Origin of the sequence: Streptococcus sp. FDAARGOS_520 (assembly GCF_003812685.1) — a bacterium.
Taxonomy (GTDB): Bacteria; Bacillota; Bacilli; order Lactobacillales; family Streptococcaceae; genus Streptococcus; species Streptococcus agalactiae.
This window is the reverse complement of record NZ_CP033810.1, coordinates 1802466-1827962: the sequence shown is the minus strand read 5'-3', so window position 1 is coordinate 1827962 and position 25497 is coordinate 1802466. Positions and strand designations below refer to the sequence as shown.

Annotated in this window: 25 protein-coding genes and 1 riboswitch; of the genes, 2 read left to right on the top strand and 23 right to left on the bottom strand. The window is 35.1% G+C overall.

Features of this window, described 5'->3' with window-relative positions; all coding sequences use genetic code 11:
* Window position 1: 1 nt before the first annotated feature.
* From EGX96_RS09765 to metK, 16 genes are all read right to left on the bottom strand, one after another.
* Window positions 2-862 carry a methionyl aminopeptidase gene (locus EGX96_RS09765; protein ID WP_000631567.1) on the bottom strand — a complete coding sequence of 287 codons (861 nt, stop codon included), beginning with the start codon at window positions 860-862 and terminating at the stop codon, window positions 2-4.
* A gap of 22 nt (window positions 863-884) precedes the next feature.
* On the bottom strand, window positions 885-2168 hold the full coding sequence (gene spxR / locus EGX96_RS09760) for a CBS-HotDog domain-containing transcription factor SpxR (RefSeq protein WP_000033788.1): 1284 nt from the start codon (window positions 2166-2168) through the stop codon (window positions 885-887).
* Window positions 2161-2715 carry a GNAT family N-acetyltransferase gene (locus EGX96_RS09755; RefSeq protein WP_000355953.1) on the bottom strand — a complete coding sequence of 185 codons (555 nt, stop codon included), beginning with the start codon at window positions 2713-2715 and terminating at the stop codon, window positions 2161-2163. The genes spxR and EGX96_RS09755 overlap by 8 nt, the downstream gene beginning before the upstream one ends.
* 101 nt (window positions 2716-2816) lie before the next feature.
* The gene (locus EGX96_RS09750) at window positions 2817-4076 is read right to left on the bottom strand and encodes a UDP-N-acetylglucosamine 1-carboxyvinyltransferase (RefSeq protein ID WP_001226242.1); all 1260 of its coding nucleotides are present in this window, start codon (window positions 4074-4076) and stop codon (window positions 2817-2819) included.
* A 126-nt stretch (window positions 4077-4202) separates the two neighbouring features.
* A complete protein-coding gene (gene thiE, locus EGX96_RS09745; RefSeq protein ID WP_000655661.1) occupies window positions 4203-4874 on the bottom strand; it encodes a thiamine phosphate synthase in 672 nt (223 codons plus the stop codon).
* 13 nt (window positions 4875-4887) lie between these two features.
* Window positions 4888-5658, bottom strand: a complete 771-nt coding sequence (gene thiM, locus EGX96_RS09740; protein ID WP_000280417.1) for a hydroxyethylthiazole kinase — start codon at window positions 5656-5658, stop codon at window positions 4888-4890.
* Window position 5659: 1 nt separating this feature from the next.
* Entirely contained in the window at window positions 5660-6457 is a 798-nt protein-coding gene (thiD, locus tag EGX96_RS09735) for a bifunctional hydroxymethylpyrimidine kinase/phosphomethylpyrimidine kinase (RefSeq protein ID WP_000221577.1), read from the bottom strand.
* 1 nt (window position 6458) lies between these two features.
* Window positions 6459-7139 (bottom strand): thiaminase II, encoded by a 681-nt coding sequence (gene tenA / locus EGX96_RS09730; RefSeq protein ID WP_000910184.1) that lies wholly within the window; start codon window positions 7137-7139, stop codon window positions 6459-6461.
* An 83-nt stretch (window positions 7140-7222) separates the two neighbouring features.
* On the bottom strand, window positions 7223-7891 hold the full coding sequence (locus EGX96_RS09725) for an energy-coupling factor transporter transmembrane component T family protein (RefSeq protein WP_000482627.1): 669 nt from the start codon (window positions 7889-7891) through the stop codon (window positions 7223-7225).
* Window positions 7879-9165, bottom strand: a complete 1287-nt coding sequence (locus tag EGX96_RS09720; protein ID WP_123957841.1) for an ATP-binding cassette domain-containing protein — start codon at window positions 9163-9165, stop codon at window positions 7879-7881. Before EGX96_RS09720 ends, EGX96_RS09725 begins: the two co-directional genes overlap by 13 nt.
* 3 nt (window positions 9166-9168) lie before the next feature.
* Window positions 9169-9723, bottom strand: coding sequence for an ECF transporter S component (locus EGX96_RS09715; RefSeq protein WP_000777526.1), 555 nt, complete (start codon window positions 9721-9723; stop codon window positions 9169-9171).
* A complete protein-coding gene (thiW, locus tag EGX96_RS09710; protein WP_000181409.1) occupies window positions 9720-10286 on the bottom strand; it encodes an energy coupling factor transporter S component ThiW in 567 nt (188 codons plus the stop codon). Before thiW ends, EGX96_RS09715 begins: the two co-directional genes overlap by 4 nt.
* Window positions 10287-10441: 155 nt before the next feature.
* Window positions 10442-10531, bottom strand: a riboswitch (TPP riboswitch).
* A gap of 150 nt (window positions 10532-10681) precedes the next feature.
* Entirely contained in the window at window positions 10682-11227 is a 546-nt protein-coding gene (locus tag EGX96_RS09705; RefSeq protein WP_000724543.1) for a GA module-containing protein, read from the bottom strand.
* 66 nt (window positions 11228-11293) lie between these two features.
* The gene (locus EGX96_RS09700; protein ID WP_123957840.1) at window positions 11294-13555 is read right to left on the bottom strand and encodes a coagulase domain-containing protein; all 2262 of its coding nucleotides are present in this window, start codon (window positions 13553-13555) and stop codon (window positions 11294-11296) included.
* A 258-nt stretch (window positions 13556-13813) separates the two neighbouring features.
* Entirely contained in the window at window positions 13814-14089 is a 276-nt protein-coding gene (locus EGX96_RS09695) for a hypothetical protein (protein ID WP_000880721.1), read from the bottom strand.
* Complete coding sequence (gene metK / locus EGX96_RS09690) at window positions 14076-15272, bottom strand: methionine adenosyltransferase (RefSeq protein WP_000003955.1); 1197 nt, start codon at window positions 15270-15272, stop codon at window positions 14076-14078. The genes EGX96_RS09695 and metK overlap by 14 nt, the downstream gene beginning before the upstream one ends.
* 184 nt (window positions 15273-15456) lie before the next feature.
* Here metK and birA point away from each other — a divergent pair, with 184 nt between their 5' ends.
* Complete coding sequence (gene birA / locus EGX96_RS09685) at window positions 15457-16392, top strand: bifunctional biotin--[acetyl-CoA-carboxylase] ligase/biotin operon repressor BirA (RefSeq protein ID WP_001872319.1); 936 nt, start codon at window positions 15457-15459, stop codon at window positions 16390-16392.
* On the opposite strand, the gene EGX96_RS09680 is transcribed toward birA, so the two are convergent.
* From EGX96_RS09680 to udk, 4 genes are all read right to left on the bottom strand, one after another.
* The gene (locus EGX96_RS09680) at window positions 16373-16567 is read right to left on the bottom strand and encodes a DUF3272 domain-containing protein (protein WP_000166926.1); all 195 of its coding nucleotides are present in this window, start codon (window positions 16565-16567) and stop codon (window positions 16373-16375) included. The genes birA and EGX96_RS09680 overlap by 20 nt on opposite strands.
* An 88-nt stretch (window positions 16568-16655) precedes the next feature.
* Window positions 16656-18320, bottom strand: coding sequence for a DNA polymerase III subunit gamma/tau (gene dnaX / locus EGX96_RS09675; RefSeq protein ID WP_000283819.1), 1665 nt, complete (start codon window positions 18318-18320; stop codon window positions 16656-16658).
* Window positions 18320-18817 carry a GAF domain-containing protein gene (locus EGX96_RS09670; protein ID WP_001043210.1) on the bottom strand — a complete coding sequence of 166 codons (498 nt, stop codon included), beginning with the start codon at window positions 18815-18817 and terminating at the stop codon, window positions 18320-18322. The genes dnaX and EGX96_RS09670 overlap by 1 nt, the downstream gene beginning before the upstream one ends.
* Before the next feature lie 86 nt (window positions 18818-18903).
* The gene (gene udk, locus EGX96_RS09665) at window positions 18904-19533 is read right to left on the bottom strand and encodes a uridine kinase (RefSeq protein ID WP_001227823.1); all 630 of its coding nucleotides are present in this window, start codon (window positions 19531-19533) and stop codon (window positions 18904-18906) included.
* Between the two features lie 144 nt (window positions 19534-19677).
* Here udk and EGX96_RS09660 point away from each other — a divergent pair, with 144 nt between their 5' ends.
* Window positions 19678-20760, top strand: a complete 1083-nt coding sequence (locus EGX96_RS09660; RefSeq protein ID WP_000628861.1) for a DEAD/DEAH box helicase — start codon at window positions 19678-19680, stop codon at window positions 20758-20760.
* A gap of 32 nt (window positions 20761-20792) precedes the next feature.
* On the opposite strand, the gene EGX96_RS09655 is transcribed toward EGX96_RS09660, so the two are convergent.
* The 3 genes from EGX96_RS09655 to ptsP form a co-directional block, all read right to left on the bottom strand.
* On the bottom strand, window positions 20793-22046 hold the full coding sequence (locus EGX96_RS09655) for a polysaccharide deacetylase family protein (RefSeq protein WP_000733379.1): 1254 nt from the start codon (window positions 22044-22046) through the stop codon (window positions 20793-20795).
* 139 nt (window positions 22047-22185) lie between these two features.
* Window positions 22186-23613: an NADP-dependent glyceraldehyde-3-phosphate dehydrogenase gene (locus tag EGX96_RS09650; protein WP_000159911.1), complete on the bottom strand. Its 1428-nt coding sequence runs from the start codon at window positions 23611-23613 to the stop codon at window positions 22186-22188.
* A gap of 149 nt (window positions 23614-23762) precedes the next feature.
* The gene (gene ptsP, locus EGX96_RS09645; protein ID WP_000138153.1) at window positions 23763-25496 is read right to left on the bottom strand and encodes a phosphoenolpyruvate--protein phosphotransferase; all 1734 of its coding nucleotides are present in this window, start codon (window positions 25494-25496) and stop codon (window positions 23763-23765) included.
* Between the last annotated feature and the right edge of the window lies 1 nt (window position 25497).

The following is a 25497-nucleotide window of genomic DNA, read 5'->3' as shown; positions in this document are numbered from 1 at the left end:
TTTAGTAAGTTCTTTCTTCTCCTTGACTCGTTAAAATAACAGGACCATCTTTAGTGATAACAAATTGATGTTCATATTGACAAGAAAGACCACCATCTAAGGTTTTATGTGCCCAACCAGTTTTCATGTCTGTATCAATTTCCCAAGTACCAGTATTAATCATTGGTTCGATGGTTAAAACCATCCCCTCACGAAGACGGAGACCTCGACCTGCTGTACCATAGTTAGGCACCATAGGCTCTTCATGCATTGTTGGACCAACACCGTGACCAACCAAATCACGAACAACTCCATAACCACGACTCTCTGCATAATCCTGAATAGCAGCTCCAATATCACCAATGCGGTTTCCGATAACTGCTTTTTCAATCCCAATATACATTGCTTCTCTTGTCACAGACATTAAGTCTTTCACCTCTTGTGAAACTTCACCTACAGCATAAGCCCAACACGAGTCTGCCAAACCACCACTATATGTTTCCGTGTACTTTTTCATTTGAGCCACGTTGTCAAAGTTTAACGATGAAACGTCAACAATTGATTTATCTAAAGGTTCGCTTAAAACCATATCTACTTTTAAAAGGTCACCTTGTTTTAGGGTATAATGACGAGGAAAGGCATGAGCCACTTCATCATTAAGCCCACAACAAGTAGCATATGGGTAATCCATAACTGCACCATCAACCCCGATTTGCAATGGCAATACGTTTTCTTCTTTACAACGTCTACGAACGTATTCTTCAACTTCCCACATATCAACTCCTGGTTTGATAATATCACGAAGTCCAATGTGGATGCTGGCTAAAAAATCACCTGCTCTATCCATTGCTTCAATTTCGCGTGCTGACTTTAATGTAATCATTTTCTATTTATTCTCCTTATATCTAATTAATTTTTACCGCTATCATAGCTTTAGCAATAATTTTATTTTCTAATTTTAATTCTAAATCGAGTGTAGCTTCGCGCCGTTTTTCTGAAATAATTGTTGGCGTTACCATTATTATTTCATCAATTTGAACAGGTTGCAAGAAATAAAGTGTCATTTGTTTAACAACAATACTGCGTTGATGCTTACGAGTTAAGACACGAATACAAATTTCTTTTAAGAACTCCGTCAAAACTCCTTGTGTTAAGCTACCTGTATGGTCAATCATAGCGGGTTCTACTAAAAACGAAAAGTGACCATCTTCAATTTGTAAATTAGACAAGATTTGATCACTATAGGTGTATAAATCCGTCCCTTGCGACATCGATAAATTTTCTACAGCTTGTCGTCTTGTAATAACGCCTAATAATTCAAAGTCATCCGATACTACTGGCATCATATTCAAATCTTCAAAAATCATTTTTTGACTGATATTAGCTAGACTCATTCGAGGTTTAGCAACAATGATATTTTTTGACATGACTGTTGCCAATTTTACTTCTTTATCTTTTCCAAGAATATCTTGAACACTAACAACACCAACGACAACATTAGCTTGGTTGACTATTGGAAAACGAACATTTTTAGTTTGTTTAACAAGAAGATTAAATTCTTTTACGGTATCATCCTGCGCTAAGAAACCGTAATCCATTTGCGACTGATAGACTTGTTCAACGGTCTTTAAATCAGTACGAATTTTGGCATTTGACAAAGTGTGATTAATCATCGTTGATACTGTGAATGTATCATAGTGTGTTACCATTACGGGAATTTGAAGTTTATCTGCTAAACGACAAACAGATGGGGAAACATTAAAGCCACCTGTAACTAAGATAGCGTTTTGATGTTGTAAGGCTAAATGTTGTATCTCATCACGGTCGCCAACAATCAATAACCCTCCTTGCACCAAATATTTTTCAATATTTCTGTGAGTCATTGCACCTATAGAAAATTTACTAAACTCCTTGCTGAGTCCCTCTATTCCTGCAACAACTTGTGAGTCACTAATCCTTGCAATTTCAGCATAAGTCAGTTTTTCAATATTAACCTTTGCTTTTTGAGCAACACGTACTGTCCCACTACGCGGTCTAGTCTCAACAATACCCCTATTTTCTGCCTCTTTTATAGCGCGGTATGCAGTGCCATCACTCACCTTTAAATGATTTGAAATACTGCGTACACTAACCCTCTTACCAACAGCTAAATTTTCTAGGTACTCCAAAATTTCTTGATGTTTACTCATAACGATAATCACCCCTAGTTAATTGAAACTCAATATAGTCTCTTATACGGCGTGTGTAACGGTCGCTTCCTTTAAAACTCCTAGATTGTTTGAAATGCGCCTTCAAAGCAACCTTCTGACTAGCAATATTCTCTTTATGTGTTACTATGATCAATTTGTCCATCCCAAACTCTCGAAAAGCAAAAAAAGAAAGTGTCTTTAGACATTCAGTCATAATGCCTTGACCCCAAGAACTTTCTTTCAAAAAATAGCCAATTTCAGCTGTCTTTTTAGATAAATCAATGTTTTCAAAACGGATAACTCCAAACATTTTATGACTAACTTTATCTTCAATCGCCCAAACTCCCAATGGCTCTTTCATAAAAGAATGAACTAAAAGAAAATCACTTTCCTTCTTACTGGTTTGAACAGGAAAAATAAATTGTAAATTTGTCCTTTTTGAAGCTATTCGCCAAAAAGCTTCCCTATCAGTGTAGGCAACAGGACGTAGGTTAACATGTTCTGTTTCAATGAATGCAAACCGTCCTAAATTTGTCCATATATCCATGATAATATTATACCACAAGAGATTTCAAATACCTATAAGTGACTTAATCTAAAACAAGAAGAAAAGAGCTAAGAAATATTCTCAACTCTTTGTTATATATACTATTCCTCAACCAATTGGATATCCGCACCCAATGATGTTAGTTTCTCGATGATATTAGAATATCCACGTAAAATAAACTCGATATTCGTAATTTCAGTTCGTCCCTCTGCCATTAAGCCAGCGATAACTAAAGCAGCGCCTGCACGCAAATCTGTCGCTTTTACAGGTGCACCAGATAATTGATTAGGACCACTATAAACTATTTTGCCCCCTAGGGTAGAAATATTAGCTCCCATACGTGCTAATTCGGGAACATGATTAACACGTTTCTCATAGATAGTATCTAATAAACTCCCGTTTCCTTCTGCTGTTAGTAATAAAGGAGTTAGAGGTTGTTGTAAATCTGTAGCAAATCCTGGGTAAGGTGAGGTTTTTATGGATACAGCTTTTAACCTTTCTTGTTCTTCGACAAAAATTGAATCCTCTTCAACTGTCATTCGAACTCCCATCTCATCTAACTTAGCAATGAAACTCTCAAGGTGTTCATATAACACATTGGTCACTTTTATTCCTCGTCCGATAGCTGCTGCCATAGCAATATAAGTTCCTGCTTCAATACGATCTGGAATTACTTGATGACGCGTGCCATGGAGCGATTTCACACCTTCAATTGTAATAACATCAGTCCCAGCACCACGAATATGAGCTCCCATATTATTTAAAAGAGTAGCCACGTCAATAATTTCTGGTTCACGTGCAGCATTTTCAATAACCGTACGGCCATTTGCCTTAGCTGCTGCGATTATAGTGTTAATTGTCGCACCAACACTGACAGTATCCATATAAATATTTGCTCCTTGCAAAGGCTTTCCGTTTGTTGCTAGACGCATTGAATCACCTTCATAAGAAACACTAGCTCCCATCGCTTCAAAAGCTTTTAAATGTAAATCAATCGGACGGGGGCCTAAATCACAACCACCAGGTAAACCTAATGTTGCTTGACCATAACGCCCCAATAAGCTTCCATAGAAATAATAGGATGCACGAAGACTATTGATTTTGCCATAAGGCATTGGAATATCTTTAACGCCACATGGATCAATTTCAAGCGTCTCACCATAACGCTTAATCTTAGCTCCCATAGTTTCCATAATGTCAACTAAACTGTCAACATCAGAAATAGCCGGAACTCCATCTAAGACCACAACATCATCAGCAAGAATAGTGGCAGGAATCAAGGCAACTACACTATTTTTGGCACCCGATACAGCAACTTCTCCCGTCAGTTGCTTGCCACCGTTAATAATAATTTTACGCATACTTTCAAATCTTTCTTTAACTAGAATTCAACTCTACTATATTATCATAGTTTAAATTCTTTTTCAAATACCAGTATTGTGTGATGATATAATATCTTAAAAATTCTTATAATTAACGATGTAGCCTTATTTGATTACATCACTGTGTTTTTGCCTATTAACCAGAGCTTTTTCAACTTCATAACGCAATTGTCTGGTTGCATCTACAATATGATTTGCTTTTGAAATAGCCGATATAACAGCAATCCCATCTGCACCTGATTCTATAATATCATGAACAAAATCACTAGTGATTCCGCCTATTGCAACGATTGGAATATCTTGATTAATTTCTCTAACTGCCTTTGTTGTCCTATTGCCAACAGCAGGCTTAGCATCTGCTTTTGATTGTGTCGGATTAAAAGGACCAATTCCGATGTAATCAACAACAGATAATTGTGATTTCTGATATTCATCCATTGTACTCACAGATAAACCGATGATTTTATCTGGTAAACGTCTCCGTGCCTCATCAACAGGTAAATCATTTTGTCCAATATGAAGACCATCAGCATCAATTAACTCAACTAAGTCAATGTCATCATCAATAATAAAAGGAACTTGATATTGCTTACAAAGTATTTGGAGTTGCTTAGCCATAGCAATTTTTTCCTTACCTTGTAATGCTGTAAAACCTTTTTCTCTAAATTGAAATAGAGTTATACCTGCTTGTAAGGCTTCTTCAACAACAGTCAATATATTCTTCCTAGAGCAATCCACAGTTCCACAAACAAAATATAATTTCAATGTATCTTTCATCTACTGACACCACCTATTTGTCCATAATCATTTCTGATTTCATCTGGGAAAGGGCATCTAAAAATGCAACTTGGAAACTTCCCACCCCCTTACCTTTTGCCACCTTCTCTGCAATTTCTCCAGCAACATTATAAACAGTCATGGCCTCTGTCAGACAAGCAAGATCATCGCTTCTGTCAGAACTACCAATAAAAGCAGCCAATACTGCCCCTAATAGACATCCAGTTCCTGTAACAAGTGGCATTAAAGGACTACCATTTTGTAATAAGCGAACTTCTCCTCTAACAGCGATAGCATCAGTTTCTCCTGTGACAACCACTGGCACATCAAAAACTTGATTGGCTTTTACAGCAATTGATTCTAAATCAGCCACTTTTCCGCCATCTGCCCCTTTAGACGCTTGTTTTTCACCAATCAAAGCAGCGATTTCACTACCATTTCCTCTAAGTAAACTAATAGAATAATTCTTCAATAAATCAAGTGACACTTCTAATCGAAAACGACTTGCTCCTGCCGCTACAGGATCTAATACAACTGGAACTTGGTTTTTATTTGCTATTTTGATTGCTTCTTGGTAAAGTTGCCAACTTTCTTTTGTTAGTGTTCCTATATTAATTAATAATGCATCTGCAACTTTTAACAAGTCTTCTAAGTCCTCTATGCACTCGCTCATAGCCGGAGAAGCTCCTAAAGCTAATAAACCATTGGCTGTAAAGTTTTTGACCACATTATTAGTGATACAAATGGTTAAAGGATTTACCTCTTTTAATTGTTCTAAATACATTTTAGTCTCCTTGATAGCTAGTATGATTGACAGGACCGTTTCCAAGGCCCAACTCAGGCGCTGTTTCGATAGCTGAAGTAATAAATGATTTAGCGGTACTTACCGCGTTTAGAATTGATTGCCCTTTAGCTAACTCCGCTGCAACGACTGCTGCAAATGTACACCCAGTCCCATGAGTATGAATAGTATTGATACGTTGATTACTAAGAGTTATCAACCCTTCTTTTTCCAAAAATAAATAATCTTTAGCCAAGCCATCTAGATGTCCTCCCTTTATAAGAACATTTCTAACAGAATATTGTTTTTGAATATCGTAACCTGCTTTAATAATACTTACTTCATCTGATAAGTCATATCCCACTAAAACCTCAGCTTCTGGTAAATTTGGTGTGATAATAGTTGCTAATGGCAATAAGTCTTCTTTTAATGCTTCTACGGCATCTGAATCAATTAAACGATGTCCGCTAGTTGCCACCATAACAGGATCTAATACATAAGGTTGCGGATATTTTTTTAAATATGAAGCGACTAAACTAATTGTTTCCCTCTCCGCTAACATTCCTGTTTTAACCGCCTTTGGCTTAATATCATCATAGACACAAGCTAGTTGTTGATCAATGATAGCTGTTTCTATATGCTGAACGCCTCTAACCCCACAAGTGTTCTGAGCAACAACACTAGTCACAACAGCCATCCCGTAAGTCCGACGAGCTTGAAATGTCTTTAAATCCGCCATAATCCCTGCTCCACCGCTAGGATCAGTTCCTGCAATAGTTAAAACTGGTGCTAAATAAGTCATATTAATCCTCCCATTTTTCTTGATTTATTGCCATTTGAAAAAAACGTCTCTCATGCTGACAAGATTTCACAAAAGCATCTACCAAATCAGCTTGCTTCTCTTTTGACAAATTCTGCGCATAATAATCCATCATACGAAAATAGTTTTCCATTAACTCTTCAACTGTATCGTTAGCATAAAAAGTTATCCAATTATTAAAAGGGTTACCATTCAAAAACTGGTTCTCCTCAATTATTTTTTTAGCCAATTGATGGTAAATCCATGGACATGGGCTCATTGCAGCTAAAGCACCAGCAATACCATTTTCGTAAAAATGAAAATACATATGTTTAATGTAATGATCTGCTGACGGGTACCATACACCCTTTTCGATAATATCCTGATAAGATCGATTAGTATAAGCGGCCAAGGCTTGATGTGGGCCTTCACCATCTGCTAACTCCCGATTTAATGTAAAGTCAATTTGTTCAAGGAAAAATTGTTTATCTCGTAAATTATCAGATTTTGCCAAGCACAGGGCATAAATATCAGCAAATTTCCCAAGGTAGATATTATCTGCCTGTAAATAATGGCAGATTACGTCATGGTCTAAACGCCCTTTTATAATTCCTTGAATAAATGGATCTTGATAGATGGATTGGATATATTTTGCTCCTTTAGCAATCATCTTATCTTTTAACATAGTAATCTCCTTTGTTATGATCTCATGAGCAGAACACGCTCATTCTATATAAATGCACAATTGTATTACTAAACTAATTGTACTTATTTAAAAATCATTCCTATAGACAATAAAATACTCATACCAAGTAAACTATAATCTCGAAAACGAACGGGATAAGTTGAAGCATGTGTTCGCTCTTTACCCACTTCAAAACCTTTAGAAAGCATTGCTAACTCTAACTGTTCTACCCAATATATCGTCTTTAATAAAACTGACAATATTAGTCTAGGCGATAATGCCCAAGTTACCTGATTCTTCAGTCGGAATGCGAGTCGATTACGTTGGTATTGTAATTTAATTAATGGTAGAAGATTAAAGACCGCAAAAATACCATATGCAAAATGACTAGGCACTTTGAAAGTTTGATAAAGAGATTCTATAAAATCATAATTAGAATGTGATGCATGAAATAACAAACCCACGTTCATAAAAATAAGCGGACGACAGGCCACTAGACTAGCTAAGACGAATTGATGGGGTAATTTTCCCCAAAAATACGTCCCTAGAAATAAAGAGAGTCCCATCACAAATGATATCAGATTGACCTTCGCCCAAGTTTTTAAAGAAACCTTTACGAAGCATTGCAGTGTTACTACTATAATTAGAAATAACAAAGACGTTCTTAACCTCAATGTGAAACTAAACGAAAAGGTTGGTATTAATAAACATAGGAAGGTAATAGCTGGATGATAGTTTTTCAAATTGAACAAGATGACACCTCCAAGAAACGTGTTGCAAAACACTCTTTTAAGTGAGGATCATGGCTAGTAAAAATAACCCCACAATGATTTTTGTGACAATAACTCAAAAGAAGAGTTGTAATCATATTAGCGTGATAGGCATCTTGTCCATAAGTTGGTTCATCTAATAATAGAAGTTTACTATCACTAGCTAAAATACTGCCAATGGCTAATCGCCTCTGTTGGCCTTGACTTAGTTGAAATGGTGAAAACTGTTTCTTATCCCAAAGATTTATGGTTTCCAAAATATCCCTCGCTTTGTTACTATCCTTGCAAACCTGAAAAATTTCGTCATAAACTGTTGAAAAAATAAATTGGTCTAAGGGATTTTGAAATAAAAAGCTTATAGGAATTTGCTTTCTATGAGTAAATTGTTTTTTCCCTTTAGTCCTATAAAGCCCTAACAATCCCATAAACAAACTAGACTTCCCCACGCCACTTGGTCCATCTAAGCACAACCTCTCCCCACTTGCTAAATCAAAATCAAGGTAAGAGATGAATTTGTTTTTTGAAAGTTTAACTTGGAAATCTTTAATTGATAACAGTTTGTCACCTGTATTATGACTTTTCTTTTCTAATTCGAAGACATTCAAACGATTGAGCATATAATCAAAATTGACCCTTGTCAACCGTTTTTCCAACCAAAAATAGTGATCCATTATATCTTGATAATAAGTAATCAAATGATCGATTACAATCAGCATTGATTGATTGTTTGCTTGATAATTAAGAACTAATTGTAATAGTTGACTGGCACTCTCTTGATCCAAATTCGCAAAAGCTTCATCTAAAATAATAAGTTTAGGAGATTTTAAAAAAATGGTCGCCAATGCTAATCGCTGTTTTTCACCTTGAGATAAAGTATAAATCAACCGATTCTGAAATCCTTTTAAACCAACTTGTGCCAATACAAACTCACTTCTATCTTGCATTTGCTCCGGTTCTATTTGTAAATTTTCTAAAATAAAATACAACTCATGCGCCACAGTATCCATACAAAATTGCAAATCAGGATTTGGAAAAAGAAACCCCACATCGCTTGGTTCTATTAATGAGCCGTTTAATAAAACTTGACCTTTCCCACTTTCTTTTAACCCTGATAGTAAAAGAGCCAATGTACTCTTACCACACCCTGAATAGCCACTGATTAAAATTCGTTCTCCTGGGTTAAGACTAAAAGTCACTTCATCAAATAAATAATGACTATCGCCATGGGTGCAAGCTAATTTTTCAACAGATAGCATAGGCTACTTCCTTTCATGAATCCCATAAGCATTCAGTACACCACTTCTATGCAATTGGTCGCATATATTCTTTGTTAATAAGAAGAAAATAATAGATGAAACAGTTCTTACTATAAGCATCAGAATGTTATATGAAAATGAAAACGCACTAAGTCCATTGGCATAAAAACTCCATGCAAAACTAAAAATTGATGTCAAAATAGCAGACAATATAAAAGCTGGCAACTTGTAATTATGATACCTAAATAGTGTAAAGCCTAATTCTGACCCTAAACCTTGAAGGGTACCAATAACGAGTACACTTGGTCCATAAATTGATCCAATTAAAACCTCTATCAAAGCAGCTAACAATTCTGCTACAATAGCGGTTCCTGGTTTCCTCAATATATAAAGAGCCATTGGACCTGCCACAAACCAAATACCATAAATAACTTCATGCGCTATAGGGCCTACAAAAGGTACAAAAGCATTTGAAATATAGCCTGCTCCAAAGTAAACAACGCCCAGAACAACCGCTAATAGAGCAATCAATAATACATCTTTTAAACTCAATTTCATTTTACTTTTTCTCCTTTAAATAATGCTTGTATTGTCATAAATACAGGAACCCGCTTTAATCCCTGAAGTAGCAACAAAGCAATAACACCGCCAATTATAGTCGCCCCTATAAACCTTGGCATAAAAAGAAAAATGGATTGAGCTGCAGATGCTTTAGCTAACACTTCGTGATTTCCATCCGCTGTCCAAGTCCAAAACCAGACCATAATTGGAGCTGATAAAAGTGCTCCAATTATCCCTGTTCCTATAAACTCACCCACCCAAGACATCCAGTCTTTCGCATAAAACCGATAAAACCAACCCGCTAAGAAAGCTCCTGGACCAGCTCCTAGAATAGCTAAAGGTGCAACAGATGCTACTCCTGCTTGAGTTAAAATACGAATAAAAGCCGTTACAAGTGCCATAACTAATGCATAGATTGGTCCCATTATAACTCCAGCGATAATATTAACCACACTAGACATAAAGGCCATGCCTTCTATTCTAAAAATGGGCGTTAAAAAAACATCTAAAGCAATCATAATTGCTAAAACCGTTAATTTTTTTGTTTTATGATTAGTCATCATAACTCCTTCTCTATGACAGATAAGGGGCAACAACCTACAAAAAATTTTGACAACAAAAAACTCCATCTGCAAGCAAACGGAGTTTATTATCTGATTAACTAGAGCTAGCTGTCTACTAAGAAGACACTACGCCCTTTTCCACCACAAAAAACTTGTAATGGCACACATTTCCCTTCGACAGTACTAACTGCATCAAGTTCAATGGGTATAATCTCAGCTGTTACGCACCCCAAATGTCCTATTTAATTTACTTAAGAATAATAACATAGTTCCTTTGAAATGACAAGGCTTACATTCTGATCAGAAAGCTATTTAAAACAGTAAAACCCTACTCACTAATCAATGAGTAGGGTTTTATGTCTTATATTTAGGAATGTTTGTTAGTTTAGAAACTAATTATATTTTTGGATATTTCTGTTTATCGCCTCCACTCTACTTTCATTGAGATAAACATGTTCATACATATCGTCCAACTCAGCATAAAAGTTTTTTAAGTCTGTATTATCTTGATGCGATGCAAGTAAGACTTGAACCTTATCACGTGTAGATTTGATTTTTTCAAATAAATCATAGTTACGTTTATACAAAGCCTGAGCTTCATTAACAATATCTGAGACATTTTCCAAAGAATAGGCATTATCAATACGTTGGATGAACCCTTTAGACTCCTGAGAAATAAGAATGCCTAAATTGTAGATATCATTTCTAGCCTTTTCTTGTTTAAGAGGTAGTTGATGCCTTATTTCTGAATTATTAAAAGTCTTCACAGTAGTATGTGCCTTACGTTGTTTTTCTTGTAGTCTTTGATAAAATGCTTTTGATTTTTCACTCATTTTAACATAACGCGTTGGCATTTCAAAGTTATCATCAGCTTTAACCGATGTCGTTGCAACTAGTAATAAGCTACTAGCTAAGATTAAAGTTGTTATTTTTTTCATATTAGTCTCTTTCTATCTTTTAGGTTAGTTTAATACAAAAGTTTAAGATCGCCTTGATAGCAGTGTCTACTCTTTTATACGCGATGAGATTGATTTACTCATCTCAGTAACTTCTAATAAACTAGCTACAAAAGCTTGATCCATGTGGCGCGCTCCGATACGATTGTCCAAATGGCTAATTTTAGCTTGAGAACCTGCTAAAATAGCTTCAATATCATTATCAACTGGAACTGTTTCTGTCTTGATTTGGTTATTATAAGTATTACGAGCGACGTTGAATTCTTCAATAGCTTGGTAAGCACGATTCCAAATCATATTCTCAAGACGAGCTGTATCTTCTCTCAATACATTGACTGCACCATTATTAACCTTATTATTTCCTAAAGCTTTCTCAACATCAGAAAGATTAGAAGTTTGAGTATTAATGAGCGTGGTCATTTCCGCAGTTGTTACACCGGCTGTATTAGCAATATTGACTGTTGATTTATACGCCGAAATAGCATCGTGTGCTGCATTAATCTCCTCTTGAGAAGCTTTGGATTCTTGAACAACTGATTGAACCGGAGCCGGCTGTTGGACAGAAGTTTGCGCAACTGAACTTTGTTGTGGAGTTGCCACAGTTTCAGATTTCTTTTCTATCTCTTGAGTATTTCCAGATACTTTTTGCTCAGTTTGTTCTTTTACAGCCCCTTTTTGAGGAGCTAGCGATTTAGTTTTTTCCTGTTCTACTTTTGGTTTTTGAGCATCATTTTCTACTAGTGAGTCATGATTCAATACTTCTTTATTAGAAATTGTAAATGGGGTGAGTAGCTTCACTTTTTCAACTTGCTTTTGAGGCATAAGTACATTAGACGTTGTTGTCATAATTACTTGCGGGACGTAAGGTAATCTTTTGACTGAATAAACAAACTTTTTAGTAGACCCATAATTGGAACTAATTGCTTGCATGTCTAATAAAATATTGTCATTAGAAATTACTTTTGTTAACTCTGCATTTACTAATTCTTTTTTAGAATAACTCTTAGTAGCTTTTCTTACTTCTTGTTTATACTTAGTTACAAATTTTCGAAGTGACTTAATAGCAGTGTCTAATTTATTATATTGAATGTCCAATGTATTAAAATTATTTTCTATGGGTAAATCCACAGTGTTATCGAGTGCCTTTTTTAGATTTATCTCTGAACTTATAACTATTTGAAGAAGTTGTAAATACTGATTAAAAATTGAAGGGCTTAGATTCATGGACTTAATTTCATTATAATTATCTTTTGCAATCTTCACTTTTTGAAGCAATTCTTTTGCAGCATCAATTTCTTCACTATATAGTGCATAATGAGCAGACGTATAAATTTTAGAAGACTTTTTGTATCCATATTCCAATTTTTTTATTTGCTTTTCCTTCAATTCTTTATAATTTGAAGGTAAGTTAGTTTCAATACTATACGGTTCAGTTGAATTAAGATATTTTTTATGGAATTCTGTGTCCTTTAACTTTTCAAGAGAAGGCTTATCTTTTCCTGTATTCTTAAAAAAGTCATTGATAACTCCATCTAAATCTTCAATTATTTTCGCTGCAATTCTTTTATTTGGAATATATTTATATCCAGGAGCATCTTTTGAAACAAAAGTTATATCTCTGATTAAAATATCCAGTATTTCTGCTTCATCTTTATGCTCCCCATCTTTATGGTTATTTACAATTTGATATCCTAACCTTGCTTTTCGTGTAATTTCATTTAATAAAGCAATGTACTCTTTAAAATCTTTATTATCCTTGTAGTTATCATTATTATCTAAATGTTTATCATACCATACAGAGAAAGGAAATAAAGTACTATCTAAACGATAAATTTTATCTACCCCATCCGAAAACTTGTGCTTCGCTGAACTAATTTCTTGATATATATAATTATAAACACCTTGGTCTAAATTATATATTCCACTTTTTTCATATTTATCTAATGATTGAAGAATATTTCTTTGATGCGCATCTTCTTTAGCAATATTACTTAAGTTAATTAAGTAGTATTCAATACTATCTATTTTATCTTTAAATTCTGATAAAATAGTTCTATACTCAGGTTCCTGAAACTCACTTCGGTTAATCCATTCGTTTGCTTCAATGAGCTCATAACTTAGATAGTTATAAATTTTTTCACCCCATCTCTCATCAATTTTCTTTCCAGATTTTTTTGAATCAATATACCCAAGTTGCTGTCTTAATTTCGTTTCATCTTTTCCCACTATCGCCCCTACCGGCTGACTTGTAGATACTGCTGTTACTGCTAGCGATAGAATCGCTGCTGATTTTAAAAATTGTTTTTTCATTTCCATCTCTCTTTTCTTTTTCATGATAATTTTTACATCAAAAACTTATCACGAGATAATATATTAGCATAAGATTAGTAACATGGCAAATCAATTAAATTACGAACTTTTGTTTTTGTTTTCATGCTTTAAGGACAATAATGTTCGGTTATAATAACTAACGCTGTTTGTCGAGATGGAATTTTTACTTTTTTTAGAAACTTTGTATTTTTATTAAATACATTTAAATCAAATAAAAATATCATTTTTTAATTTTTTTTACATTTTATACTTATATAATATTTTTATAAAGGCTATATTTATTTGATAATCAAATGATTTGAGTGTGAAATTATTTTTTTGAAAAATTTTTCGATAGGAAAATTCAATTAACTTGGCCATCATTTTATTCACAATATACACCATATTTTCAAGAAATATGCAGTATTTCCTATACTTAACCAGTTTATTATAAGATTTTATAAATGTTCTATAAATTATCATGAGCAAAAAAAGCGTAAACTTTCGTTTACGCTTTTTATTATTTGCTAGCAATAAAATCCTTTAAGGCCTGGACTTTATCAACTCGCTCCCATGGCAAATCGATATCAGTACGTCCCATATGCCCATAGGCTGCTGTTTGTCGATAAATAGGTCGTTTGAGGTCCAACATATTAATAATGCCTGCTGGTCGCAAATCAAATATTTGACGTACAGCTGCCTCTAGGTCTGCTTCTGCTATAACACCTGTTCCAAATGTATCTACACGCACAGAGACAGGCTGGGCAACACCAATTGCATAAGCAAGTTGTACTTCTACTTTTTTAGCTAAATCAGCTGCAACAATATTTTTTGCAATATAACGAGCTGCATAAGATGCTGAACGATCTACTTTAGTAGCATCTTTACCTGAAAATGCACCACCACCATGACGAGAATAACCACCATAAGTATCTACAATAATCTTACGACCTGTTAGTCCTGAATCTCCTTGAGGGCCTCCAATAACAAAGCGCCCTGTAGGATTGATAAAGAATTTTGTTTGGTCATCTAAATAATGGCTTGGAATAACTTCATTGATAACTTTCTCAATCACGTCCTTATGGAGTTGGTCATTAGTTACATTAGGATCATGCTGTGTCGAAATAACTACTGCATCCACACGAATTGGTTGATCATTTTCATCATATTCAACCGTTACTTGAGATTTTGCATCTGGTCGAAGATAAGTGAGTTCCCCAGACTTACGTAGATCTGTCAATTTCTTAACTAACTGATGAGCTAAAGAAATTGGCAATGGCATTAACTCAGGTGTTTCATCAACAGCAAACCCAAACATCAAACCTTGGTCACCTGCACCAATTAAATCTAAAGGATCTTGTTCAAGAGAACCACGTACCTCAAGAGCTTCATTGACTCCCTGTGCAATGTCTGGCGACTGTTCAACGAGTGACGGATGCACTCCAACAGATTCAGCTGAGAAGCCATATTCAGCTTTATCATAGCCAATTTCAGCGATTGTGTTACGGACAACTCGGTTAATATCAACATAGGCTGTCGTTGATATTTCGCCAAATACATGAACCGACCCTGTATAAACAGCTGTTTCGGCTGCTACGTGGGCATCTGGATCTTGCTCTAAAATTGCATCTAAAATCGCATCGGAAATTTGGTCAGCAATCTTATCAGGATGTCCCTCAGATACTGACTCAGACGTGAAAAGTTTACGTTCTGACATAAAAATGTCCCCCCTAAAATGTAAAATGTGTCGAGTTACAAAGAACTAGCCTCTAGGCTACCTTTTCGGGACTCATATAGCTATTGTACCACTATTTCATCTTTTGTGAAATAAGTTACCAATAAATAAAAAAATATCTCTATTTTCTTTAGTCTTTTTTCTCGATTTATACTATACTAGATTTATGAAAACCTACGAAAAAATTTATCAAATACTATCAAAAAATAACAACTTTATTAGCGGAGAAACTATGGCAAATCAACTTAATATTTCCCGCACAGCTATTTGGAAAGGTATAAAAACGTTAGAAGAATTAGGCCTAGAGATTGAGTCTGTCACTAACAAGGGCTACCGATTGGTATCAGGTGACATATTATTACCAGAACAACTCGAACAAGAAATTGGTATTAAGGTTAGTCTTAATAATAATAGTGCTTCAACCCAACTAGATGCTAAAATGGGGATAGAAAGTAAATTAAAGACTCCACACCTTTTTTTAGCTCCTAATCAAAAAAAAGCTAAAGGACGTTTTGATAGACCTTTCTTTACATCAAATCAAGGCGGCATCTATATGTCTCTTTTATTACAACCTAATGTACCGATTGAAGATATAAAACCTTATACTGTCATGGTAGCCTCTAGTGCTGTAAAAGCTATCTCACGGTTAACAGGAATTACTCCTGAAATTAAGTGGGTCAATGATATTTATTTAGATAATAAAAAAATAGCTGGTATTTTAACCGAGGCTATCGCTTCTGTTGAGAGTGGGTTGGTAACGAATGTTATTATAGGATTAGGTATCAATTTCTATATCAAAGAGTTCCCTAGGGCGTTAACTAAGCGCGCAGGTAGTCTCTTTACAGAGCAACCGACCATAACTAGAAATCAATTGATTACAGAAATCTGGAATCTCTTTTTCAATATTCCACTAGAGGATCACTTAAAGGTATATAGAGAAAAATCCCTAGTCTTAGATAGAACCGTTAGCTTTATGGATGGTCAAACAATGTATTCTGGGAAAGCTATTGATATTACAGATAAAGGATATTTAGTGGTTGAGTTAGATGATGGTCAGTTGAAAACACTTCGCAGTGGCGAAATCAGTCTTTCTTCTTGGTAGATTTGATAAGCTCTTTTGTGAATTTTGAAATCGCATACACCTTTTGAAGATCTCGAAGTAATAAAACTCCCCAAAAAATAGCAAAAATCCAGGAGCCATCCATAACGGATTGATTAAAAAAATAAGTTTCAAAAGAGCATAAAAGCGCCATAAAAATAAATTGTCGTTTTGTCATATCACCATTATAACAGAATCTACTAAATAATTAAAAAACTTATCAAAAAAATAGTTGCCTGTAACAGGCAACTATTTTTAGTTACGTTTTAATCTTCAACGATTGCTATTCGTTCTGCTAGATAAGAAAAGTCTTCTGGAATTTGATGATTAACTTCAGGTTCTGTTTCCGTCTTTTGAGCTTTCATTTTCTTTGCAAAATCGCTCCGAATTTGATTAAAATCATTTCTAGGTACAGCTAAAATATTAGGTGAAAAACCTGCTGCTTTACTCATAATATTACCAAATATATCATTGAGATCGGTACGTTTCATAGCTTGTTCAGCATTAAAGGCCGCATCAAATGCCAAAATAGCATTCTCGCTATTAGCTAAGACAGGTTCAGATCCCATTAATAAGGCTCTATCTTGAGCCGTAATATTATCTAATATCTCGTTCCAAGCGCTCTTTAAAGCTTCTAAGTATTCACGTGAACGTTGACTATCTACAACCGTTTCTTCCATAATGGTCAAAATCTTTGTACGGTCAACTTTAAATGTGAATGTCTTATTATTAACCTTTACTTTTTGAGTTGATGAACTTTGATCTGCTCGAGAGAGTTGGCTCATTTCGTTTTTTAACGATTTTAACTCTCGACGAAGACTATCTAATTCTGCTGTCACATCTGCGGGTATGTTTGACGAATTTTTTTCTACCATTTCAGACAATTGGATGGTCATCATCTCTGCATAAACTTTAGGATGGCTACCATTTTTTATCTCAGGAAGAACAGATGTCACTTTATCAATCATTTCAAATAAAATATCTTGTTTAACATTAAGATTGGCTATAAAAGTATCACTTGAATGACTATCTTCACCACCTGCTTGAACAACAAGTAAATCTCTTAAGTACATCAATAAATCTGTTGCAAAACGACTCATACTTTTGCCACTATCAAAGATTACTTCAAGTTTAGCGAGTGCTTCAGTTGTATCGTGAGCCAATATATTCGATACATAATCATCTATAGCAGATAAGGAAATGCTCCCTGTAATTTCTTCTGCTACATCTAAAGAAATGTGGTTATCTTTCGCTAAACTCAAGGCTTGATCGAGAATTGATAAAGCATCACGCATACCACCTTCGGCTCGTCTAGCGACTAGTGTCAGAGCATCCAAATCATATGAAATAGCTTCTTTATCTAAAATCTGTGCTAAATGATCTCGAATAGCTAATAATTTAATCGCTTTAAATTCAAAGCGCTGGACACGAGATAAGATTGTTGCAGGGATTTTATGGAGTTCTGTTGTTGCTAATATAAAAACAACATTTTCTGTTGGCTCTTCAAGTGTTTTCAATAGTGCATTGAAGGCACCTGTAGACAACATATGAACCTCATCAATAATATAAACTTTATAGGTTGCCCTACTTGGAGCATAAGTTGATTTGTCCCTGATATCACGAATTTCATCGACACCATTATTTGACGCAGCATCAATTTCAATGACATCCTCTAAACTACCATTTGTAATATCTCGACAAATATCACAATGATTACAAGGTTCGCCATTAATTTGATTTGGGCAATTCATCGCTTTTGCAAATATTTTAGCAGCACTTGTTTTTCCAGTTCCCCTAGGTCCTGAAAAAAGGTAAGCATGGCTAATTTTTTTGCTGGACACAGCTTGCTTTAAAGTAGTTGAAATAACACTTTGTCCAACCATTTCATCAAATGTTTGGCTACGATATTTCCGATAAAGGGCCTGATACATTACTTTTCAACTCCAAACATATCCAAATTCCAAATCGTATGTTCTACTAGAATACCTACAAATTTTTCTAAGTATTCTTGATCAATCTCATCATAATCTGCTACTAAAGAAGAATCTAAATCTAGAACTCCTAGAAGTTTGCCATTTTTAAACATAGGTACTACGATTTCACTCATAGCTTTTGAATCACAGGAGATATAGTTAGCATGCTTTGTAACATCATCAACGATCAGCGTCTTAGCAGTTTGTGCAGATTCACCACAAACACCTTTTCCTAAAGTAATATGCACACATGATACACCACCCTGGAAAGGGCCAAGAATTAACTCTTCTCCATCAAATAAATAAAAGCCTGTAAATACAGAATTTGGAAGCATAGCATTTAGCATAGCTGAAGCATTTGATAAGTTGGCAAGAGCATTTGTTTCATCTGAGAATAGAGCTTGCGCTTGTAGTAATAATAATTGATAATTTTCGATTTTCTTAGACTTGTTCATAGCACTTATTATAGCATAATTTGAAAGTTACTAAAACTAAATAACCATCCTATATAAAACAAAAAAATAAACACAAACCATTGTGTTTATTTTGCTTCATTTAAGATGCTAGCCACTTTGGTATTGATTAAATCAATAGCGACAATATTACTTACTCCTTCTGGAATTACAATATCCGCATAACGCTTTGTTGGTTCGATAAATTGATGATACATAGGTTTTACAACTTCTGTATACTGTTCAATAATACTATCTAAACTTCTATCGCGCTCTTCCATATCACGCTTAATACGACGAATAATACGAATATCATCATCTGTATCAACAAATAATTTGATATCCATTAAATCACGCAAACGCTGATCTTCTAATACCAAAATTCCCTCAACAATAATGACATCCTGGGGTTCTTGGCGGATAGTTCTATCACTACGGGTATGTTTTGTGTAATCATAAACCGGAATATCGACCGGACGTCCCTCAATCAATTCGTTCAATTGCTCAATCATCAAATTGGTATCAAAAGCAAGGGGATGATCATAATTGGTTTTTACACGTTCTTCAAAAGTTAAATGACTTTGATCTTTATAGTAAGAATCATGTTCAATCATGGTAATTTTTTGATCTGGGAAATTTGATAAAATCGCCCGAGAAACACTGGTTTTACCACCACCAGATCCACCTGTAACACCAATAATAATAGGTTTTTTACGCATTTGTCACTCCAAATTAAATTTATCCTCTATCTATTGTACTATAAACTTATTTTTTTTAAAGTCTAAATTTTATTGAAAACGCTCTAAAAATAAAAAGCATGTTATAATAACAATGATAATATATAAAATAACAAGAGGATTCTTATGATAACAAAATTTCCAGACCAATGGCAGGATAAATTAACCCAGCGTCAATTTGATGATCTAACAGATATTCAAAATAAACTTTTTCAACCTATTACTGATGGTGATAATATCCTTGGAATTAGCCCTACAGGTACTGGTAAAACTCTAGCATACCTTTTCCCAACGCTTCTTAAGTTGCAACCTAAAAAGAGCCAACAACTCTTAATTTTAGCTCCAAATTCAGAATTAGCTGGACAAATCTTCGACGTTACAAAAGAATGGGCTGAACCATTAGGACTGACCGCACAACTATTCCTTTCAGGTTCTAGTCAAAAACGCCAAATTGAGCGACTAAAAAAAGGACCAGAAATTCTTATAGGAACTGCTGGACGCGTATTTGAACTTGTGAAACTAAAAAAAATAAAAATGATGAACATTAATACTATCGTCCTTGATGAATTCGATGAATTACTCGGCGACTCACAATATCATTTTGTGGACAATATTATTAATCGCGTTCCTCGTGATCAGCAAATGATTTACATTAGTGCCACCAACAAACTGGACAATAGTAAACTTGCCGATAACACTATAACAATCGATCTATCTAATCAAAAACTTGATACTATAAAACATTATTATATTACAGTTGATAAAAGAGAGCGTACTGACCTACTTCGTAAATTTTCAAATATTCCTGATTTTAGAGGTCTTGTCTTTTTTAACAGCTTATCAGACTTAGGTGCATGTGAAGAACGTTTACAATTTAATAGGGCCTCGGCAGTTTCTTTAGCAAGCGATATTAATATTAAATTCCGTAAAGTTATCTTAGAGAAATTTAAAAACCATGATATTTCATTACTCCTAGGAACTGATTTGGTAGCTCGTGGCATTGATATCGACAACCTAGAATATGTGATTAATTTTGATATCGCACGCGACAAAGAAACATATACACATCGTTCTGGACGAACTGGTCGTATGGGGAAAGAGGGATGTGTTATTACATTTGTAACACATAAAGAAGAGCTCAAACAACTTAAAAAATACGCCACCGTTACAGAACTTGTACTTCACAATCAAAAATTACATTTAAAATAAAAAAAGAAACAAGTAACTTGTTTCTTTTTTTATTAAGGCGTTGAATATAATTCACCTACAGTAACAAAATAATAGCCCTGGGTTGTCAGATAATCCATAATTGTAGGCAGAGCATCTATGGTTGTCTGGTGAATATCATGCATCAAAATCACTCCTCCAGGACGTAATTGTTTTTTGATATTGGTCATCATTGCTTGTGTATTATGATTTTTCCAGTCTTCTGTATCAACTGACCACAACATTTCTTTCAATCCTGTCACTGTTTTTACAGTAGCATTTGTTGCTCCGTAAGGGGGACGTAAGTACACCGGTTTTTGTCCTGTTGCTTTCATAATCAGATCATTAGTCTTATGAATCTCTTCCTTGATTTTCTCCGCTGGTAGTTTGGTTAAATTAGGATGATCCCATGTATGATTACCAATCTCATGACCTTCAGCATGCATCCTTTGTAAAATATCTGTGTGCCCTACAGCACTTTGTCCCATTACAAAGAAAGTCGCTTTAGCATTATATCTTTTAAGGATTTCTAAGGCTTTAGGAGTCGTTTTTTCATTTGGTCCATCATCAAAGGTAAGTGCAACACGTGGTGCTTTAGCTTTTAAATTAGAAACTAAATCTAGATCACTTGATTTTAAATATGACTCATCGATCACATTATATAATTTATCAAGTGGTAATTTTAAATCATTAATAATTAACTTACCATCTTTAACATCTAGCCCATCTGTTACTCTTCCAGTTTTTAAAAATTCTTTATTGCTATCATGTTCCTTTAGTTGAGTTCCTGGAGCTATATTTTCTAAAATAGCCTTAAATCCAGATATATTATGAGCTAAAAGCTCATCTAATTCAAAAGGTTTCTTATTTTGATCAAGTAAGTAGGTTCTCAAAAGGCGACTTGATTTTTGAAACATACTTCCTTTTTCTTTTTGATATAAGATTTGATAAATGGATAATTTTTTAACATTTGCAAAGTTAGAATCTGCTAATTGAGGACGTAGAATAATGTATTGATTGTCATAAAATTTTTTATGCTCAAAGCTTTTTTGATTCCACTTTAAAATATCAGCGCTTAGACTTTTGTCATATCCTTTAGGTTCAAGAAAAAGAACACGTTCAGTTTTCTGTCTTTTCACCACTTCTACCGTTTTCTCGGCTATGCGAATTTCTTTTTCAACAACAGCTTGTTGAAGTTTTATTTCTTTATGTTTCAAAAACGAAAAACCTTGCCAAGCAAGAATCGCTATAATAATTAGACTAAAAATACCTATAATTAATTTCTTCATATAATGACTCTTTTGTTATTTTTTATGACAATTATATCACAAAAATAAAACCACTTTAGAAGATTATATAATTCTTTATTTTTAATGTAAAAGAGGTTTATAAAACGACTCAACTGACAATAGTTGAGTCGTTTTACGTCTATTTCATATCAAAAACTATCGATTTTACATTTGTCATTGCTTCAATTGAATATCTGATACCTTGAACACCTGCACCAGATCCTTTGAGTCCTAAGAATGGGAAATTATCAGGACCACGTCCAGTCTTATTGTTAATGTGAACTGTACCAACTTCAAGTTTATTTGCTATATCAAATGCTTTTTGGAAATCACGTGTAAAGACTGATGATTGTAATCCAAAATCAGATTTGTTGGCAATAGCAACAGCTTCTTCTGCATCCTTGACACGAATAATTGGGAGAATTGGTCCAAAAGGCTCTTCCCAAGCTAGTTTCATATCTAAAGTAACATGATCAAACAATCCTGGAGTTAATAGACGACCATCACGTTTAAATTCATTCAATTCTTTCGCACCTTTTTGACGTGCATCTACTACTAAGCTTTCAATAAAGTCGGCTGAATTATCATCAATAACCGGTGTCACCGTTGCATTATCAAATGGATCACCTACTGATAATTTTGCTACATTTTCAGATATTTTTTCTGCCAATTCATCTGCAACTTCTTCAACGACAAGTACACGCTTAATTGCCGTACAGCGTTGTCCGGAGTAATCATAAGCACCTGCAACGATTTGTTTAGCAGCGTTGTCAAGGTCAGCATCAGCTAAGACGACACCTGCATCCTTACCACCCAACTCAAGCATAATTGGACGCATTCCTGCTAACTTACCAATACGTTTTCCAACTGGCGTTGATCCTGTAAAGTTAATAAAATTAACTTCTTCATGCTCAACAATGTAATCTCCAATCTCAGAACCGCGTCCTGTAATAGTATTAAAGACACCTGCTGGAAGACCTGCTTCTGCAAAAGCTTTTGCTAAAACAAGTCCTGAGACTGAACCTTGTGTTGGTGGTTTAAACATCACAACGTTTCCACCAATTAGAGCTGGCGCAATTTTTGATCCTGAGAGGTTAACAGGGTAATTATAAGGTGCGATTGCTAAAACGATACCTACTGGTTGACGACGAATAACAGCCAACTTATGACCTGTTGAAGCATCCATTTTTCCACCTTCGTCAGCTGAAGTTGATAAACGAATTCCTTCTTCTGCTGCATAACGAATAAGATCAGCTGTCCTTACAACCTCAGTTACTGAAGCATTGTAAGCTTTAGAAATTTCTTTTGCTAAAACAGTAGCAATTTCTTCTTTATCACGTTCAATAATGTCTGCGGCTTTATGAAGGTATTGTGCACGTTCATATACTGTCAAAGCAGCCCAGGCTGGTAAAGCCTCACGACCCGCTTTCATAGCATGATCAACTTCTTCTCGAGTCATCGCTGGCACGAATCCCAATGAAGAATCATCAATTGGTGACAAAATCTCAATCTGATTAACAGATGATTTCCATTCGCCATTGACATAATTTTGATATTCTTTTGTCAAAGTAAATCTCCTTTTACATTGTAATAGGTTTATTCTATCACTTTATCTATTTATTTCAATTATCTGACATATTTTTCTTAGAAACTTAACAATATCCAAACTTTCAATAAAAAAGTAGAGATTTTTTAATCCCTACTTTTTTATTATTCTCAGTCAAAGTCAACGTATTCTTTTTGAAGTTCGATAACTTCTTCCATAGTTGAACACTCTGAAAGAGCACGATTAGCGTATTCTTCCATTTTAGCTGTGTCCAATTTTTTCATTAAGCTACGTGTACGAAGTACTGAGGTTGCTGACATTGAGAATTCATCCAATCCCATACCAACAAGAAGTGGAACCGCAGTTTGATCACCGGCCATCTCACCACACATACCTGCCCATTTACCTTCAGCATGAGCAGCTTTGATAACGTTGTTAATCAAACGAAGGATTGATGGATTGTATGGTTGATAGAGGTATGAAACTTGCTCATTCATACGGTCCGCAGCCATTGTGTATTGGATAAGATCATTAGTACCAATTGAGAAGAAATCAACTTCTTTTGCAAATTGGTCTGCAAGCATAGCTGCCGCTGGGATTTCAATCATAATACCAACTTCAATGCCTTCAGCTACTGCTACACCGTCAGCTAACAAGTTCGCTTTCTCTTCTTCAAATATAGCTTTAGCAGCACGGAATTCTTTAAGCAAAGCAACCATTGGGAACATGATGCGTAGCTGTCCATGAACTGAAGCACGAAGAAGTGCTCGGATTTGTGTGCGGAACATTGCATCACCAGTTTCAGAAATTGAAATACGCAATGCACGGAATCCTAAGAATGGGTTCATCTCTTTTGGAAGATCAAAGTAAGGAAGCTCTTTATCTCCACCGATATCCATTGTACGAACAACAACTGGTTTACCATTCATACCCTCAAGAACTGCTTTATATGCTTCATATTGCTCATCTTCTGTTGGGAAATCTTGTGAATCCATATATAAGAACTCTGTACGGTAAAGACCAACTGCTTCTGCTCCATTTTCGTTAACACCCTCAACATCTTTAGGTGTACCGATATTAGCAGCTAATTCAAAATGTTTACCATCAGCAGTAACTGTTTGTGCATCCTTAAGAAGTGCCCATTCAGCTTTTTGTTTGGCATATGCTTCACCTGCTGCCTTGAAGGCTGAAATTTGAGCTTCAGTTGGTTCAATGATAACTTCACCAGTAATACCATTAACAGCAATCAACTGACCATCTTGAACACGTTCAGTAATATCATTTGTACCAAGAACAGCTGCGATTTCGAGTGTACGTGCCATAATAGCTGAGTGACTTGTACGCCCTCCAATATTTGTTACAAAAGCTTTAACAAATTGTTTATTTAATTGAGCTGTATCAGAAGGTGTCAAATCGTGTGCAATAACGATTGATTCTTCATTGATAGTTGCTGGGTTTGGTAATTTAACACCCAAAAGATGTGCTAAGACACGTTTGGCAACATCACGGATATCTGCTGCACGTTCTTGCATGTATGGGTTATCTTCCATACCTTCAAAGATAGTGATGAACATATCAGTCACTTCTTTAAGACCTGTTTCTGCATTTACTTGTTTTGCACGAATAGTCTCTTTAATTTGATTAATCATTTCTGGGTCAGAAAGAACCATTAAATGAGCATCAAATACAGCTGCGGCTTCTTCGCCTAAGCTTTCTACTGCCTTCTCACGGATAACAGAAAGCTCGTCTTGTGAAGCTTGGAGTGCAACATCAAGGCGAGCTTCTTCTGCGTTTGTATCTTCGACTGTTACAGTCTCAAATGACAAATCCGGTTGGACAAGTAGATATGCTTTAGCAACTGCAACACCATCAGAGGCTGCGATTCCTTTAAGCATTTCTGTCATT